The sequence below is a fragment of the Anaerobiospirillum sp. NML120511 genome, from assembly GCF_023050955.1.
Lineage (GTDB): Bacteria > Pseudomonadota > Gammaproteobacteria > Enterobacterales > Succinivibrionaceae > Anaerobiospirillum.
Window position 1 is genome coordinate 93,329 of the sequence record NZ_JALKIK010000010.1, and the last position, 17,514, is coordinate 110,842.

The window sequence follows — 17,514 nt, forward strand, 5'->3', positions numbered from 1 at the left end:
GGTCAGCCAGCCAGGACCGAATGGACTGGGCCCGGCCCGGCCAGCCAGTCGGGCAAGGCCAGGCAGGCCAGGGCATGCCTGCTGGCTGGAGGTTAATTGCAGGCTGATCTTTTGGTGAAAGGCTGGTTTATGGAAGCTGGTGGACTATAATGTTGCTTTGTTTGACCTGCCCATGCGAAAGGGGACGAATTTTTCATGACAGCACAGATTATTGATGGCAAGGCAGTTGCCGCTCAGTTACGTTCAGGCCTGAAAGATCAGGTAGCCGCCCAGGTATCCGCCGGTAAGCGTGCTCCTGGTCTGGCTGTAATTCTGGTGGGCGCTGATCCTGCTTCACAGGTTTATGTACGCAATAAGCGCAAGGCCTGTGATGAGGTAGGTATTAAGAGCTTCTCCTATGACCTGCCAGCCACCACTACTCAGGCTGAGCTCGAGGCTCTGATTGATGAGTGCAACAAAAATGTGGAAATTGACGGTATCCTGGTACAGTTCCCACTGCCAGAGGGCCTTGATGAGCGTCGTGTAATCGAGAAGATCAGCTCCACCAAGGACGTTGACGGCTTCCACCCATACAATGTGGGCCGCCTTGCTCAGCGCATTCCTCAGCTGCGTGCCTGCACCCCTAAGGGCGTTATGACTCTGTTAAAGAGCATCAATGCCGACCTGCTGGGTATCAACGCCGTCATCGTAGGCGCCTCCAACCTGGTAGGCCGTCCTATGGCTCTGGAGCTGCTGCTTGAGGGTGCTACCGTAACCGTAACCCACCGCTTCACCAAAAATCTTGAGAGCTTTGTCCGTCAGGCCGACCTGCTGATCGTTGCCTGTGGCAAGCCAAAGCTCGTTCCTGGTGAATGGGTCAAGGAAGGCGCCATTGTTATCGACGTTGGTATTAACCGCCTTGATGACGGCTCCTTATGCGGTGACGTAGGTTACGAAGAGGCTGCCAAGCGCGCCGGCTTCATTACCCCTGTTCCAGGCGGTGTAGGCCCAATGACCGTAGCTACCCTTATGGAAAACACCATCCAGGCCTACCTCGAGCACCTCAAGGCCTGACAGCCACTGCCGCCACAGTCACTGGCATGATCAGTGGCCGGCCGGCAAGCCGGCCAGCATGGCTGCCCGGGCTGGCTTGCTTGCGCAGTGCCCAAAAGAAAACCCCGTCTCAGTTATCTGATGCGGGGTTTTCTTTTGCCTGCAAAGCAAGGGGCAGGGTGCTGGGCATAAGGCAGCCGCCCTCGCAGCCATGGCAAGCAGCCGTCGGCTCAGCCGGAACCAGAGTGTCAGGCCGTGCATGCATGCATGCATGCATGCATGCATGCATGCTGCAGCAGCAGCAGTGGCTGTGCTGTCGGCATGGACCGGTTATTCGATAAGGGACTATATAAATGCGTATTTTGGTATATTTCAATGCGAGAAAATGGCCTTATGAGATAACATGCATCGTAACGTGACAGTGGTCTTTTGCAGCCTGTTTCCAGAGCTCCTGCAGGCTGTTTGTATAGCAGTTACTGCCGGGCAGCTGGTATGCTGCAGCCCTGGATACAGGGGCTTTGAGGCAGGGGCCATGGCTTTAGCCGCAGGTCATTGCACATGAGCGCTGCCTGAGCGAAAAACGTACTCATATGCCAGGTGCTTATGTAGCCATATGTGCAAAAATGGAGCAGCGATTTGGCCTGTTCAGGCCATGTATCCCTATTTTGGGCTTTTGTACTTATCCAGGTCCTGTCCTTAATTTATAATGGTTGAATTTATCAGCAGTTTTGGTGCAGCTCGTATCTTGCATTTGCAGGACTAAGCCATGAGGATTCAGACCTCATACTTCACACCGCAGGCTTGATGGCTAAGCCTAAGCCTAAGCCTGAACCTTCAGACCTCAGATCTCATACTTGAGACTTAATTATGGTCGCGGGCTGAGAGGCTCCTGAGGACAGGCGGTGATTTTATTTTCTCATGCCCGCCATACGGTCTGTTATTTGCGTGTTTCACAGTAGAACCGCTTTTGACAAAGCTGGATTAAACGGCCGCTGCAGGCTCAAAGGGCCCTTTGATGAACGGGCTTAAAGCTGTCATGCCCACGCTGTTATGCCGCTGGTGATTGAGCTGCAGGCAGACCATATCAGGACATCCAAAGGCAGATAAGATTTACAGTTTTATTACAAAGCATAGTACTTCGGGCATCATGGCCCTTCCAGTTGGAAGGGCATGGTGCCCGCTGTCCTGTACTTAACCCTTACCTGTGTATGCGATGAACACATGCACTGAATTTCAGGCCCAAAATTTAATAAACAGCTTCCCGCTGCTGCTCGATGAGCGCTGCCCTGTCAGAGTTTGAGCAATGGCAATTGACGCACTCATAGCCGTGCACCAGAGGTACGAACACACTCAAATGAACTTCTGTGCCGGTGATACTGCTCTGAGGCCGGACTCTGCTGCAACAGAGCCTGTCGGGCAGTGTGCTGTATGCTGACACGGCCGCCCGGGCTACACTGGCCGTACTGGCCGCCTGGCATCCTGATGGTGGCGGACTGGTTTGTCTTTTGTATCAGTTTTATCAGTCATCGACCTCTGACCACGTGCTTGATAACTATGACAGTGCATGACACAAGTGATAATCAGTGTTTCAGTATTTAGCATTGTCTGTTGTACTGGCTTTTATGCTTTACCAATAAATCGGACGCTGGCCATACAGTAATTACTGTCAGAACAGACTGCAGTGCCAGTGGTAAGTTGCCGATAACTCTTATATTCAGCAGCTCATATGCCCACGGCATGCCCGGTCGTCAAGACCGCGCAATGCTCAGGCAGTGACTGCATGCGGCGCTGAGCGGCGCGCAGGCACTGCCTGCATGAGGCGCTGCGCTCAGGCATGTAAGTCCAGTCAGCGCCTGCAGGGCGCTGTCGGCATGAGGTGACTGCTGTTTTCCCTGAATTCATTTTCCCGTCTTTGAGCATCCTGCCGCTGGCGGCGCCGTGAGGGCGCGCAGCGGCTGTGATGCTGATGACAGCAGTGCCCGCAGGGCACGACTACATTGTCTGATGTCTGATGACCCCGGTGTGGTCACGGGCATGGCTCCATCCTGTTTCAGAGTGCATTCTAGAAGGCATATAGATGATCTTACTTTTCCTTAGTGTATGGGCAATCGTCATTGCTCTAAATGAGGTGCTCTTTGCCGCTCAGCCTTTCTCGCTGACCAGCATTGCTGCTGCCATGCCTCATACACTGATGTTTTCTGTTGTGCTCTCAGCGGCCGTATTCATAGCCAAAAAGCGCATTATCGATGCCGTGCACAAAGGACGGCCCATCGACAAACGCTTTGTTGCCGAGCTGACGCCTCAGGTGGGGCATGAGCTAAATAACATGCGGCGCAAGCTCGAAGCCATGGATGATAAGGCCGGTGGCGGACACGGTAAAAAGCTCAAGGGTAAAACCAAGGGGCGAAACTTCCCCAATGACAGTGAAATGGCCCGGGCCAGCAAAGAGCAGCTGGCAAAGGATAAAAAACAGTTTGAGCGCATGGTAGAAAACGCTCAGGCCAAGGAGCTCAAAGAGCAGAAAGACAAAGCCAAAGCTCAGGCTCAGGCAGAGACTGTAAAGAAGAATCAGGAAATACAGGCAGCCAGGAATGCCCAGAATGCTGCTCAGGAGCAGCAGGGCAATTCAGTAGTAGGCGATCCTAACGATTTCGTAAAAGAAGCCCATGCTCAGATGATGGAGCAGGCCCAGACCCGTGCGGAGGCTGAACAGCGCCGCCGTAAGGGAGACGGGACCGACGCAAACTCTTCCCGTCGTGGCGGCGACATGGCTCAGCGCCGTGCTCAGCTGGCCCGCGAAAAGGAAATGCAAAAGACCCGTCGTGAGGCTCAGATTAAGGCCCTGGGAGCTATCTCTCAGGAGGAAAAGGCGGCTGTCGATGCCCGCAGAGCCCGTGCCGAGGCCCGTGCTCAGGCTGAAGCGACTGCCAGAGCCGAGGCCGCTGCCCGTGCCGAGCAGGCCCGTATGGAGGCAGCCCGTGCCGAGGCTGCAGCGCGTGCTGAAGCTGAGGCCAAGGCCCGTGCTCAGGCTCAGGCCCAGGCCCGAGCCGAAGCTGAAGCCCGTGAAAAGGCTGAGGCTGAAAAGCGTGCCATGGCCAAGGTCAGGGAGCTGGCTGCCGCCAAGGAAAAGGCTGCTGCCGCTGCCCGTGCCAAGGTCGAAGAGGAAAACCGCGCCAAGGCTGCCGCTGCTGCCCGGGCCCAGAAAATGGCTGCTTCCAGCCGCTTTGGCGGTCGCAGTCAAAGTCCAGGTGCTGCCGCTGCTTATGCCTATGGTAATAGCCAGCGTAACAATATGGATCTGGAGATCCTGCAGGCTCAGGCCCGCAAGCATGTCCAGATTGATCCTCATGCCAGCGTGCGCGGACCAAAAAATGAGGGCGGCATCGATTATCTTGATCCAATTGATCTGCCAAAGGGCGGGCTGGATACCTCTTCGCTTAAGACTCATCAGATGCCTAAGCGCGGGGCAGGGCTCGATACTTCGGCTCTCAAGAAAGCCCGTCTGTCAGCGCAGAAGGAGGGCAAGGTTCAGGCCGGCGGTGCAGGTGGACGCATGCTCAGTTCACATGCCGACTCAGCTACGGTAAACCCTGGTCGTGGCGGTTCTGCTGGTGCTGCCATGTCAGCCCAGTCTGCAGCTGACGCCATGAACACCACCTTAAACAATGACAGCTCCATGCAAAGAGGCAAAGCCCATACGCAGGAGTTTTCCAGCTATCAGGCAAATACCCGTGCCCGCGCTCTGGCCCGTGCCCAGGCTCCAAAGTCACAGGGCGGCCCTCAGGGGTCTCATGGCGGACATGGTGGTCAGGGAGCAGCTCAGAGCCAGCCTCAGTCTGCCCTGCAGCAGGGTAAGGCTCAGAGCTCCCGTAACGCTCTGGGAGCAAGAGGACCAATCGGTCTTGGCACAGCCATGCCGGCTCCGCCATCTCAGATGGGCGGAGGAACCATGGTAAGTCCGGGCATGGGCGGTCCACGCAAGGTAGTTACTACCGGCAGCAATGTGATGGCTACCCCGTCACGTGACACCATGCCTAAGGTGCACAGCCAGGACCCAATGGCCAACATTCAGACCGCTCCAGTAATGAAGTCACGTCAGAATGTATCCGCCCAGAAGCGTGATAACCTGCTCAAGCCTGAAGTGCAGTTTGTAAACAACGGCGCACCCGGCATGCAGGGCAATCAGGTATCTGCAACCACAGACCTGATTCACGCCAAGGCCAATGCCAATACCTATATGAAGATGCAGAGCCAGATGGGCGGTCGTCGTGCCAGAACCCGTCCGAGCGACATGCTCAAATCTAACGAGGTGGTCTAACCACCAGCGCAGAGCCCGTCACTTGACGGGCTTTGCTGTTTCTGGCCCCCACAGTTTCAACAGCACTGCCTGTGGCAGCCACCCTGCCAGCGGCCGTCTCCCCGCCAGCGACCGCTGCTCTGACTGTGGCAGTTTATCCCGGCCAGCGGCAGAGCAGCTGCGCTGCAGCGCAGTGGCAAATGCATCCCGGCCAGCAACAAGGGCCGCATAGGCTCTCCAGAGCGCGCTGCAGCCCTTTAGCGGCCTTTTATGCTCACAGACATGTCCCAGTCGTTTGAGGCGCTGTATGAGCAGCTGCAGGGCCATTACGCGCATTGGGTTCAGGCGTGGCCATAGCTGGTATTAAGGACAGGCAGTTCACTCCATGGTCATGGGCGTTTACTGCTCAGCGCGCTGTATGTATATCTGGGACGCTGTCTTTGCCGTTGCTGATGGATGGCGAGTTGAAGTGGATTGCAGTGCGGCAGGCCAGGTGTTGGCAGTTTGCCCGGATGGGATGGATGGATGGATGGTTGGATGGTTGGATGGATTGGATGGGATTTGAGGGCCTGGGGTGTAGGGAGATGTGATTGGCTGGACGTGATTTTTTGATAAAGAAATACGTGTTACTCGGTCAAGGGGCCAGTAAAAAAGCGCCCGGAGGCGCTTTTTTGTGGTTCGGCCGGCTGCCTGATATGTTAGGCAGCCTGCTGGTCTCTGTTGTGGTCAGAGCTTATTTTTTAGCACGGGTCTTTTTAGCCTCTGGCTTGGCAGCAGATGCGGCCTTGGTGCGGCAGCATCTTTTTGTTGCTGGCTTGTCAGCTGGTGCTTCGGCATTTGGGGAGGCCTTGGCGTTGCTCTTTACAGCAGTCTTGGCCGGGGTGGCCTTTGCTGGAGCAGCCTTGTCAGCAGTTTTGGCTGGAGACTTTGTGCTCTTCTTTGCAGAGCTGGTTGCAGCCCTGGCTGGGGCCTTGTCAGCAGCAGCGGCTTTGGTGGCGGCTGACTTTGCTGTGGAGGAGGTGGCCTTGCTGGCAGTGGCCTTGCTGGCAGTGGCCTTGCCTGATGCAGTCTTTGCAGCTGGCTTGGCTGCAGCTTTGGCTGCGGCAGGCTTTGCAGTCTTCGCTGTTGTTTTGGAGTCAGCCCTGGCTGGGGCCTTGGCAGGAGCCCTTGCAGGGGTGGTACGGGCCAGAGAGCGGGCAGGCTCTGCCGGATCCTTACCTGGAGCTGCAGGGCTTGGGCTGTTACCTTCAAGCTTTTCCTCGAGGTAGTGAATGGATACACCACCACGGATCTCGTTCTCGTCGGTGAGCAGATCCATGTGCAGAGGAATGTTGGTCTTAATGCCTTCGATGATCATTTCATCAAGGGCTTCACAGGCACGGGCCATTGCCAGTTCACGGGTGTCATCGTGAACAATGAGCTTGCCAATCAGGGAGTCGTAGTGAGGTGGCACTACATAGGACTCGTAAATGTGGGAGTCCCAGCGTACGCCTGGACCGCCAGGGATGTGCAGACGCTTGATAAGGCCTGGGCTTGGAATAAAGGTCTTAGGATCCTCAGCGTTGATACGGCACTCAAAGGCGTGGCCCCTGAGCTTGATATCGGACTGCTGGAAGGACAGCGGTTCACCTGCGCATACGGAAATCATCTCACGTACCAGATCGATACCGGTGATCATTTCAGTAATTGGGTGCTCTACCTGAATACGGGTGTTAACTTCGATGAAGAAGAACTGACCGTTTTCATAGAGGAACTCGAAGGTGCCGGCGCCACGGTAGCCAATGTCAATACAGGCCTTGACGCAGGACATACCAATGGTCTCACGCTCCTTCTGGGTAATGAATGGAGCTGGAGCCTCTTCAAGAACCTTCTGGTTGCGGCGCTGCATGGAGCAGTCACGCTCACCCAGGTAGCAGGCATGGCCACGTCCGTCGGAGATAACCTGAATCTCGATGTGACGAGGGTTCTCAAGGAACTTCTCCATGTAAACGGCAGGGTTGTTGAAGAACATGTCAGCTTCACGGCGGGTGAGGCTGATGGCCTCGGCCAGTTCCTCTTCACGGCGTACTACACGCATGCCACGGCCACCACCGCCACCGGCGGCCTTGATGATAATTGGGTAGCCAATCTTGCGGGCAATCTTCTTGTTATCCTCAAGATTCTCGCCCAGAGCGCCCTCTGAACCTGGTACGCAAGGTACGCCGGCCTTGATCATTGCTCGCTTGGCGGAAACCTTGTCGCCCAGAAGGCGGATAGTATCGGCATTAGGGCCGATGAAAATGAAACCTGACTTTTCCACCATCTCGGCAAAGTCGGCATTCTCTGACAGGAAGCCGTAGCCTGGGTGAATGGCTGAAGCACCGGTGGCCTCAGCAGCAGCAATAATGCGAGGGATGTTCAGGTAGGAGTCTTTGGCGGAGGCCGGACCGATACAGATAGACTCATCGGCCAGCTTAACATGCATGAGATCGCGGTCTGCGCTGGAGTGTACGGCAACAGTCTTCAGACCGAGCTGACGACAGGCGCGAAGTACACGTAAGGCAATTTCGCCACGGTTGGCAATAAGCACCTTTTCAATTTGCATATTAACTGATATTCCCGAAAAAAGTGGTAACCAGGCAGTTGTAAGGCCGGCGGAGCCTTTATTTTCCCTTATTTCCCGTATTATTTCTTCACACTGTGCCTGAAACAGACTTTGCTGTACTGGCACCATATGCTCTGTGAGCGTCGCGCCATATGGCGCTGCAGACTCTGTGGGTACCGTGTGCCGCCGGGGCACCGTGGGTGAAGCGTATGGAAACTCAGGAGGGGATGTGGCCTGGCAGGGACCTGCTTTGCTTACTGCCTCAGCATGGGCTTAGAGATTGAGCTTAAGTCAGAAGGGCAGTGCAGGACTTATGATCTGCTCAGGCCCGGCTGCAGGTCTGTGCCTGAGCCGGGCCTGTCTGCAGGCGACCGGTACTGTTACCTGGGCCGCTGCAGGCTGCCTCAGTCATGGTAAACAGGGCAGCGTAAGTGCAGTAGCCTGCGTAAGCGCATTTGCAGCAGGTAGTTTATTCAAATTCAAAGATTGGCTGATCGAACTCAACTGTGGTGCCGTTTTCGACCAGAATCTTCTTGATGGTGCCGGAACGGTCAGCTGGGATCTGATTGATCATCTTCATGGCTTCCACGATGCACAGGGTATCACCCTCCTTGACTGTGGAGCCAACATCAACAAATGGGGCGCTGGTAGGGCTGGCAGCACGGTAGAAGGTGCCAACCATGGTAGAACGCATGATCTTGGAATCATCAACGGCTGGTGCGGCTGCAGGAGCGGCTGCTGGAGCAGCGGCAACTGGAGCTGGAGCAGCATGTGCGGCAGCGGCGACCGGAGCTGCAGGAGCAGCGGCGGCAACGACTGTCTGTACGGCAGGTGCAACCACAGTAGACTGGCGGGAGATACGGAGCTCTTCCTCACCCTGCTTTAAATTGATTTCAGCGACATCGGAATTGGATACGAGGTCAATCAATTTAGCGATCTTGTGAATGTCAATTTGCATTTAGATTCCCAAATAAAACACGCAAGGATATATGAATGGAGCGGGCTTTCATTGAGGGTACCTGTCCCTGATGAGTCTGTGCCCGGCATCATATAGCTCGCTTTTAAAATGTAGCCACTGCCTTCCATGAATCCGGTGAATGATGTCTCTCACCGTACTTTCACTTTCTCCACATGGGCTCATCTGTCAGCACATCAGGCATTGGCCTGATGCGGCATGTCCGGCGCACAGGCGAAGGGGGATCGCCCTTCTTTGCAGTCATACACGGCTCTGTCATGCTGAGCGGCCTTAGTGGCCGTCAAAACTGTCGGGCTGTTCCTGACTGGAGCAGGCCGTGGCATATCTGACATGGACATTGAACATGCTGTGAGCATCTTCGGTGGCTGGCATGGAGAAAGATGGCATTTTAATCCCAAATTTTTCCCTTGCAAGCCTGAAGTTAACATTTTTCAGACAAAATGACTGCAGCCCCGGCTGATATGCAGGGCGCAGAGGCATCTGGCCTGAAATGCAAATGGAGGAAGAAACAGCAACTATGTTTGTTCTCATGACCGGGGCAGGCAAAGCCTCACAGGCTCTGCATTCAGTTTGCTGCCGCACTGCAGTCATGGACGTCTGCAGATCTGGTCAGAGAGTAAAGCATCATGTGCTTTGGGTGCCGCATACCAGTGAGCTAAAACCCGTCAGGCTGCGGTGTTGATGAAATGCAGACAGCGCCATGGAAAGTCCCGGTGGCGGCGACTGCGCAAAAAAGTACTGAAAGCTGCTGTTCAGCATTACGCTGACACAGCGCATAAGCAGCATCACGACCAAAGGGACATTGCCCCTTCATGCGCACACAGCCTGGCTTTGCCAGGCTCTTCCATGCGGTACGGCACTGCCGTGCGGCACGGCACCACGTACCGTCAGGCAGTTTTTGCTGCATGCATCAGGGCCTGTTTCCGTGACAGGTGCTGATGCTCGAAATCTTGTTAAGAGAGGATAAAGGTGTTTTTTTTGCTGCCGCTGTCAGTGAATGCTGCCGTCAGATTAATTGAGGACAGCCTGTTTTTCAGGCATCACGATGATGGAGTCACTGATATCGTCAGAACTGTGTCATCGGCGATGCTGATGCAGTTGCGGTGCTGTCGTACCAGCATCTGCATTGGCAGTGCTGTCACAGCTGCATTGCATTTGTATCTGCATCTGCAGTCGCAGTTATGCTTGTTATTTGCTCTGAGTCCTGAGCCATGAAACGGCCTTTTGCAGGGCAAAGTCATAACCGTCAAGACCAAAGCCCACGATCACACCCATGGCTTTGGCCGACAGGTAAGAATGATGGCGGAACTGCTCTCTTGCATGGACATTGGAAATATGAATCTCGATAAATGGTATGGCCACAGAGCTCAGTGCATCGAGAAGCGCAACACTGGTGTGGGTATAGGCACCGGCATTAATCAGGATAAAGTCGGTATTGCCATATGCCTGCTGAATCCTGTCTACCAGGGCGCCTTCGCTGTTGGACTGAAAGTGCTCCAGATCCACATCAAGTGAGCCGGCGCGCTCGGCAAGACGGTCAACGACAGTCTCAAGAGTATCGCTGCCATAAATGCCTGGTTCACGAATACCAAGAAAGTTCAGATTTGGTCCGTTTACGACCAGGATTTTTGGGCGTGCCACAAAACTTCTCCAGCTGACAAAATTTCGCTAATTTTACCAATAAAAGCCCCATAATTCTCAAAAATTATCAGTTTTGAGCGATTTTTCACCCAATTCGAGGCCGAAATATTTGATCTTTATCACTTATGTCCGCCAGATTGTGGTTATCTAGGGACAGTCAGGATCAGTACCCTGGGTAAGATATGCTCAAAATCAGTCCTGAAAAGCCCTGTCATAGACAGATTCAGGGCCAAAATGCATGCCTTGCATGCCATTTTTGTTCTGATGCCCCGCTGATGGCGCTCAGTGCGCTCCTGGCAGGCATGCTCAGGGAGCTGCAGCCAGCGGGCTCAGGCAAGTGCATGGGCGCCAGGGCCATGAATTGGTGTCTGGGCCATGGATTGGTGCATGGGCCATGAATTGGGCGCTCGCGCCATGAATGGGCCGGAATGCATACAGACCAGGTGTCGCCCGTTGAGGCTGTGGCTGATTGTGCAGCCTGTGATGGTGGCAGGGGCTGGATAGGTTTTTGACGGGGGACGGGACAAAAAGTGCGCTGCATATAGCAGATAGTGTGAACCTCAACACGTTTCTGGACAAAGTATGTGCCTGTTGTGCTTTGGAGCTCACAGTACTGAGTGTGCGCTCTTGCATTTTGTGCTGATTCAATATTGTTCACTGGTCAATGGAGGGGCATTTGAAGGCCGGGGCTGTACCGATGGCATGCTCTGTCCATTTAAAAGAGATAAAAAGTAGCCATCAGCCGGGCTTTTTTGGCCCTGTTTGTCTGGTAATTTGGGACTTTGTGCTAAAATATGTGTCCCTGAATTGTTCAAGATTTATCAGCAGCTTCATGCGGCTGCCTTATTCTTTTGCAGGTACAGAGTTACCCTGTGCAATGCCTGCACCTCCGGTCATCCTGACCTTAGTCTTTTTCTCGTTTTTTCAGCCTTTTCTCCAGCTTTTCACTGTATGATTGCCACTTTTTTCATTATTCGGCACAAAAATCATCCAGCGCAGAGGCTATGGCTGTTTGATTATTATCACCAGGGGCCCGACAGGGCCGCCGCCCCGCACAGCGCACAGGCGTTATGTACACTGCGCAAGGCGCGGTGCACACTGCGCGCAGCGCGGCTCTGCCAGGAGCAGCCTGCAGTGGCGCACGCAGTGCAGCAGCGCAGCTGATGCTGCGATGCCGGGTGGCTGATAACAGATTACTTTTGCCCGCAGGATCACTTGCGGGTGTTACTGGACGGCTGATGACCACGGTCATCGTTCATTCACAGTTATGCCTCAGTCCGGGGCGAAGTCGCACTGTAGGGGCGGCGTACGGTCAGGGCTGGTCATGACGCTCAATCAGGAGATGTCCTGTACGGCTGTATTCAAGCTGTAAGATGGGCAGCCCATTTTTTCCGGGCGGCCCGGATTTTTGCAGCGCGGTGCCCGGTCAGGCAAATTAACCGCTTTATGATGATTAACTCTTCCAAGTCCATTGCTCAATACGATCCAGAACTCTTCAGTGCCATGTCTGCCGAAGACGCACGTCAGGAAGATCATATCGAGCTTATCGCTTCTGAGAATTATGCCAGCCTCTGTGTCATGGAGGCTCAGGGATCCCAGCTGACCAACAAGTACGCTGAGGGCTACCCAGGCAAGCGTTACTATGGTGGTTGTGAGTACGTTGATGAGGTTGAGCGTCTGGCCATTGAGCGCGCCTGCAAGCTCTTCAAGTGCGAATACGCCAATGTTCAGCCACACGCCGGTTCTCAGGCCAACTGTGCCGCCTACATGGCTCTGTGCAATCCAGGTGACACCATTTTAGGTCTGTCTCTGGCTGCCGGTGGTCACCTGACCCACGGTGCTTCCGTATCCTTCTCCGGTAAGGTTTACAACGCTGTTCAGTACGGTGTAAACGAGGCCGGTGAGCTCGACTACGAAGCTATCCGTGCTCAGGCCCTCGAGGTTAAGCCAAAGGTTATCGTTTCCGGCTTCTCTGCCTACTCCGGCATTGTTGACTGGAAGAAGATGCGTGAGATCGCCGACGAGGTTGGCGCCTATCTCATCGCTGACATGGCCCACGTTGCCGGTCTGGTTGCTGCAGGTCTGTACCCAAGCCCAATTGACTATGCTCACGTAGTAACCTCCACCACCCACAAGACCCTGGGCGGTCCACGTTCAGGTCTGATCCTGTCCAACTGCCACGACGAGAATATCTACAAGAAGCTCAACTCCGCTATCTTCCCAGGCTCCCAGGGCGGTCCTTTAATGCACGTTATCGCTGCCAAGGCCGTAGTATTCAAGGAGGCCATGGAGCCATGGTTCGTTGAGTCCCAGAAGCAGGTTCTGACTAACGCCAGAATCATGTGCGACATCATCAAGAGCCGTGGCTACAAGATTGTTTCCGGCGGTACTCAGAATCACCTCTTCCTGCTCGACTTCATCGGCCTTGAGATGACCGGTAAGGACGCTGAGGCTGCTCTGGGCAAGGCTAACATCACCGTAAACAAGAACTCCGTTCCAGGTGACCCACGCAGCCCGTTCATCACCTCCGGTCTGCGTATCGGTACTCCAGCTGTTACCCGTCGTGGCTTCAAGGATGAGGAAGTACGCGAGCTGGCCAACATCATCTGTGACGTTCTGGACAACTGGCAGGATGAGTCTGTAATCGAGAGCTGCCGTGCCCGCGTCAAGGCCTTATGTGACCGTTTCCCTGTTTACAAGGACTAAGTCACACCAGCAGGCAGGTCATCACTTGTTAGTGGCTGCCTGATGCAGCCTGGGCGGGCATGATGCCTGCCTCAGGCTGCCGCATGCGACTGCAGGCAGGACTTAGGACTGCTGCAGGGCGCAACAGAATACATAAGGCAGTCTCAAGCGAAACTGCCTGTGCCCTGGCACAGTGCCCAGAGGCATATTTTTTGATGAGCTGTCTCAAAAGCATCAGAGCAATTTGGGGCAGCTCATTGTTTTTTGGGATAAGATAGCCTTTTATATGTTTGTTCTTCAGTGAGGTAGCGGTTATGGCCAGGGAAAAACACAGCGATTATTACTATTTGAAAATGGCACTGGCAGAGGCCAAGAAGGGTCGTTATACCACTTCGCCTAATCCGGCCGTAGGCTGTGTTATTGTCCGCAACAACAAAATTCTGGGTATGGGCTTTCACCATTGTGCAGGTCAGCCTCATGCTGAGGTCATGGCTCTGCGTGCCGCCGGTTTTGATGTTGAGGGTGCCACCTGCTACGTAACCCTGGAGCCGTGCTCTCACCATGGGCGCACTCCACCATGTGCTCAGGCCCTTATCGATGCCCGTGTCAAAAAGGTGGTCATAGGTTCTACCGATCCTGATCCGCGTGTGAGCGGTAAGGGCATACGCATGCTGCTGGATGCCAATATTCAGGTAGTGGTGGCCACAGGCAGGCTAAACAAGGAATGCATCAAGCTCAACCGCGCATTCTTCAAGTCCATTACCACCGGACGACCATTTACCATTCTCAAGTACGGCATGAGCCTTGATGGCCGTGTGGCTCTGTCTACCAATGAGTCCAAGTGGATTACCAATGACAGGTGCCGTGCTGATGTCCAGCGTCTGCGTCTGTGGTCTGATGCCGTTATTACCTCCTACAAGACCGTGCTTACCGATAACCCGAAGCTCAATGTGCGTCTTGAGGATCTGCCTATCAAGCTGCTGACAGGTCTGGATACCACTTTAATCAGACAGCCGGTCAAGGTCATTATCGACAGCAAGGGCACGCTCATGCCAAACAGACAGCTGTACGATCTTGATCCTTATGCCATTTTCTCCACAGGTGAGAATTTCATTGTGGTGGGCAGCACCGAGCTTACTGTCGCAGCCATCAGTGATAAGAACAAGGCCAAACCTGAGCGCAAAAAGTCCTCTGACAAGAAGAGCGACAAGGAAGCTGCAAAGGAGGCAGCCGCAGCTGCAGCGGCCGCACCGGCAGCCAGCTCAGCCGGACGTGCTGCAGGCCGTGCTGCTACCCGTGGCGCCATAACCACAGCCGACCAGGGTAATGCCAGTCAGACCGCCGCCGCCTTTGCTGTTGAGGCCGGTTCCCGTGACCTCAAGGATTTGAGCAGGGCCGGTACCTCACTGGGCGCAGGCATACTGGAAAGGGATGATGATGAGACCATGCCTGGTCATGACAGTCCTATAGGATGCTTTACCATGGCTGAGCTGCGTGAGCTTAACTCCCGCAGCAGGTCAGGCAGGGGATCAGGCCGTGGCCGCAAGGGATCTGATGATCAGAAGGTAAGCGTCTCTTGCCTCAAGGGCCGCACTCTGTCCATCATTCCTGAGCGTCCTGACCATTCAGCCATAGCAAAGGCCGCAGATGCAGCCAGGACCGCCGACGCCGCCAGAGCCGCCGACGCTGCCATGAAGGCTGACGGAGCCGCCACCGGATCAGTTGACAGCGCTGCAGGCACCGGCAGGCTGCCAGCCTCAAGGGATGAGGCTCAGGCTGAAGTCTTAAAGCTGATCACAAACAGCTGGCAGATCAACAGAGACAAAGTAGTGGCCCAGGGCAGCAACTTCGTGGTAGAAAAGTGGTCTGACCGCGTCTACGTGGTAGCTGTTCCATTTGATCTGGGTACTGATGGCAAGGCTCACGCTTCAGTAAGTGCCGTGCTTGATTTCCTTGGCAGCCGTGACATTCGTGTAGCCATGGTTGAGGCCGGCTCAACCCTGGGCTCAGCTTTCCTGGAGCACGGTCTTATCGATGAATGCTACTGCTACATGAGCCCTATGATTCTCGGTCTTGAGGCCAAGAGTGCCTTTGCCATTCACGAGCCGTCACGCCTTGCCGAAGCTCTGCGCTTCAAGAAGTGCAAGGTCAAGACCTTCAAGAGCAACATTGGCCTGGTGCTGAGCAAGCCTGTAACCCGCGCCCATCGCATCTGATTACAGGCCCGGCCCCGCCATCTGCCAGCCCGCCCTGCCCTTGAGGCAGCCCGGTTGGCCGGGGCGGACGGCATATGCGGGCAGCCAGGCCGGGCCGGGCAGCAGGCTGCTCCGGCAGCGGCAGCTGGCTATGATGCCGGGGACAGGGCGGTCAGCAGGAATATTTTAAGAAAGACTAAAGGTACAGTTCATGTTTACAGGTATTGTCGAAAGCAAGGGTGTACTGCGCAGCATTGAGCGCAATGGCAAGGGCTCTCACATTGTGGTGGGCACTGATCCGGCCTTTTTAAAGGACAGAGTACGTCTTGGTGACTCCATTGCCACTAATGGTGTCTGTCTAACTGCTACAGCTTTGCATGAGGATGCCTACGAGGCTGATCTGTCCTTTGAGAGTGTCAATCTTACCTGCTTTGGTTTTTATACCCCGGGCACTGAGCTCAATCTTGAGCTGGCCTGTACTCCTCATACCCGTCTGGGCGGTCACATCATGCAGGGCCATGTCGACGGCATAGGTACTGTGCTGGAAAACTACCGTGTTGATGAGGCCATCAATGTCTGGATTCAGGCCCCGGCAAGCCTTAAACATTACATTGCCATGAAAGGCTCCATTGCAGTCGATGGCATTTCCCTGACCGTAAATGAGGTCAGAGACACTGACTTCCGTCTGACCCTCATTCCTCACACCCAGCATGAGGTGGCTACCTCATTCCGTCCAGGCTCAAAGGTCAACCTCGAAGTGGACGTGCTGGCCCGTTATCTGGAGCGTCTGCTGCTTATCAATAATGGCGGTGAAAAGAAAGCCGATGGCGGTGTGACCCTCGAGAGCCTGCAGAAAAACGGATTCTTCTAAGAGCAAGTATGCGACCACGCTGCATCCGCTGCAGTCGCAGTCTGGCTGCAGCCTGCAGTAGCAGCCCGGCTGCAACCTGCAGCCAGGCATGCTCCAGCCTGCGCCTTGCCTGGCCATGCAAGGACTGCGCGGCGCCAGGACAGAGGCGCGGCTTATGCGCATTGGGTGATGCGGGCAATTTTTGCTATACTATCTGGCTAAATTTGGCGGCTTTATGCGCTTTTCCGCCGTTTTTAAGGCTTTGCAGCATGCAATGCTTAAAAGTGCATTAATTTATGGACGCTGTGCGTCTGCGTATTTTCAAGTTGCTCATTCACACTTAAGGCCTGCCCGGTCAGGCAGTCACGGCCATCAGCTGGTGATTTTCTGTTTACTGAATGCCGGGGCTGATAATCACGGTGAGAAATGAGACAGTGGAGTTTTTTAGATGTCTGTTAATTTCATTGAAGGCATTAAGCCTTGCCAGGACGCCCGCTTTGGCATCGTGGTTTCACGTTTCAACAGCTTTATCTGTGAAAGACTGGTTGAGGGTGCTATCGACTCTTTAAAGAGAGACGGTCTGGTTCCTGAAGAGAACATCACTGTAGTACGTGTTCCAGGTGCCATTGAGATTCCTCTGGCTCTGGATGCCATGGCCGCCAGCGGCAAGTACGATGCCCTCATCGCCCTGGGCTGCGTAATCCGTGGTGCCACCTACCACTTTGAGGTAGTAGCCAACGAGTGTGCCAAGGGCATCACCCAGGTTACCCTGAACCGTCAGGTCATTATTTCCAATGGCGTTCTGACCACCAACACTCTGGACGAGGCTGTTCAGCGTGCCGGTTCCAAGGCCGGTAATAAGGGCAGTGAGGCCGCCGCCGCCGCCCTGGAGATGGTCAACGTAATGCGTCAGTTAAAGAGCTGATTGTAAAGACAGCAATCAGGTGGCAAAGGGCTACCGCCGCATGCTGCAGCCGCATGCTGCAGCCGGAGCTGACAGAGTCAGTCTGAATGCGTCCGTCTGACTGTGTCGTTCTGACTGCGTCAGGCTGATGGCCTGACGGTGTAAGCTCCACCTGCCTTTGTGCCCCTCAAGCTCAGGACTGAGCCTGAGGCCCAAGGCCTGCAACAGCTTGCCCGGGCTGCAAATCAAACACGGCGGGGCACAGGGCCGCATGATTTGTACTGCGGCCGTATTTGAGCAACTTTTCCTTTCCATTTCATGACCATGTGAGCGCAACAGCTCCATCAAGG

The 17,514-nt window shown here is 54.7% G+C and carries 8 protein-coding genes and 1 pseudogene; 6 read left to right on the forward strand and 3 right to left on the reverse strand.

Features of this window, described 5'->3' with window-relative positions; genetic code table 11:
- Positions 1-195 precede the first annotated feature (195 nt).
- Together folD and MXE39_RS04630 are read left to right on the forward strand one after the other, a co-directional pair.
- Positions 196-1,053, forward strand: coding sequence for a bifunctional methylenetetrahydrofolate dehydrogenase/methenyltetrahydrofolate cyclohydrolase FolD (gene folD, locus MXE39_RS04625; protein ID WP_246977551.1), 858 nt, complete (start codon positions 196-198; stop codon positions 1,051-1,053).
- A 2,056-nt stretch (positions 1,054-3,109) separates the two neighbouring features.
- Positions 3,110-5,350: a hypothetical protein gene (locus MXE39_RS04630; protein ID WP_246977550.1), complete on the forward strand. Its 2,241-nt coding sequence runs from the start codon at positions 3,110-3,112 to the stop codon at positions 5,348-5,350.
- A 1,228-nt stretch (positions 5,351-6,578) separates the two neighbouring features.
- Here MXE39_RS04630 and accC read toward each other — a convergent pair.
- The 3 genes and pseudogenes from accC to aroQ all read right to left on the reverse strand — a co-directional run.
- A pseudogene (accC, locus tag MXE39_RS04635) lies at positions 6,579-7,913 on the reverse strand (acetyl-CoA carboxylase biotin carboxylase subunit); the annotation flags it as partial.
- 469 nt (positions 7,914-8,382) lie between these two features.
- A complete protein-coding gene (accB, locus tag MXE39_RS04640; RefSeq protein ID WP_246977591.1) occupies positions 8,383-8,865 on the reverse strand; it encodes an acetyl-CoA carboxylase biotin carboxyl carrier protein in 483 nt (160 codons plus the stop codon).
- A 1,212-nt stretch (positions 8,866-10,077) separates the two neighbouring features.
- Positions 10,078-10,530, reverse strand: coding sequence for a type II 3-dehydroquinate dehydratase (gene aroQ, locus MXE39_RS04645; RefSeq protein ID WP_246977549.1), 453 nt, complete (start codon positions 10,528-10,530; stop codon positions 10,078-10,080).
- A 1,449-nt stretch (positions 10,531-11,979) separates the two neighbouring features.
- On the opposite strand from aroQ, the gene glyA reads away from it, so the two are divergent.
- From glyA to ribE, 4 genes are all read left to right on the forward strand, one after another.
- The gene (glyA, locus tag MXE39_RS04650) at positions 11,980-13,236 is read left to right on the forward strand and encodes a serine hydroxymethyltransferase (RefSeq protein ID WP_246977590.1); all 1,257 of its coding nucleotides are present in this window, start codon (positions 11,980-11,982) and stop codon (positions 13,234-13,236) included.
- A gap of 293 nt (positions 13,237-13,529) precedes the next feature.
- Positions 13,530-15,431 (forward strand): bifunctional diaminohydroxyphosphoribosylaminopyrimidine deaminase/5-amino-6-(5-phosphoribosylamino)uracil reductase RibD, encoded by a 1,902-nt coding sequence (gene ribD, locus MXE39_RS04655; protein ID WP_246977548.1) that lies wholly within the window; start codon positions 13,530-13,532, stop codon positions 15,429-15,431.
- Positions 15,432-15,621: 190 nt separating this feature from the next.
- Positions 15,622-16,281: a riboflavin synthase gene (locus tag MXE39_RS04660; protein ID WP_246977547.1), complete on the forward strand. Its 660-nt coding sequence runs from the start codon at positions 15,622-15,624 to the stop codon at positions 16,279-16,281.
- Positions 16,282-16,708: 427 nt separating this feature from the next.
- Positions 16,709-17,185, forward strand: a complete 477-nt coding sequence (gene ribE, locus MXE39_RS04665) for a 6,7-dimethyl-8-ribityllumazine synthase (RefSeq protein WP_246977546.1) — start codon at positions 16,709-16,711, stop codon at positions 17,183-17,185.
- The last annotated feature ends 329 nt before the right edge of the window (positions 17,186-17,514 follow it).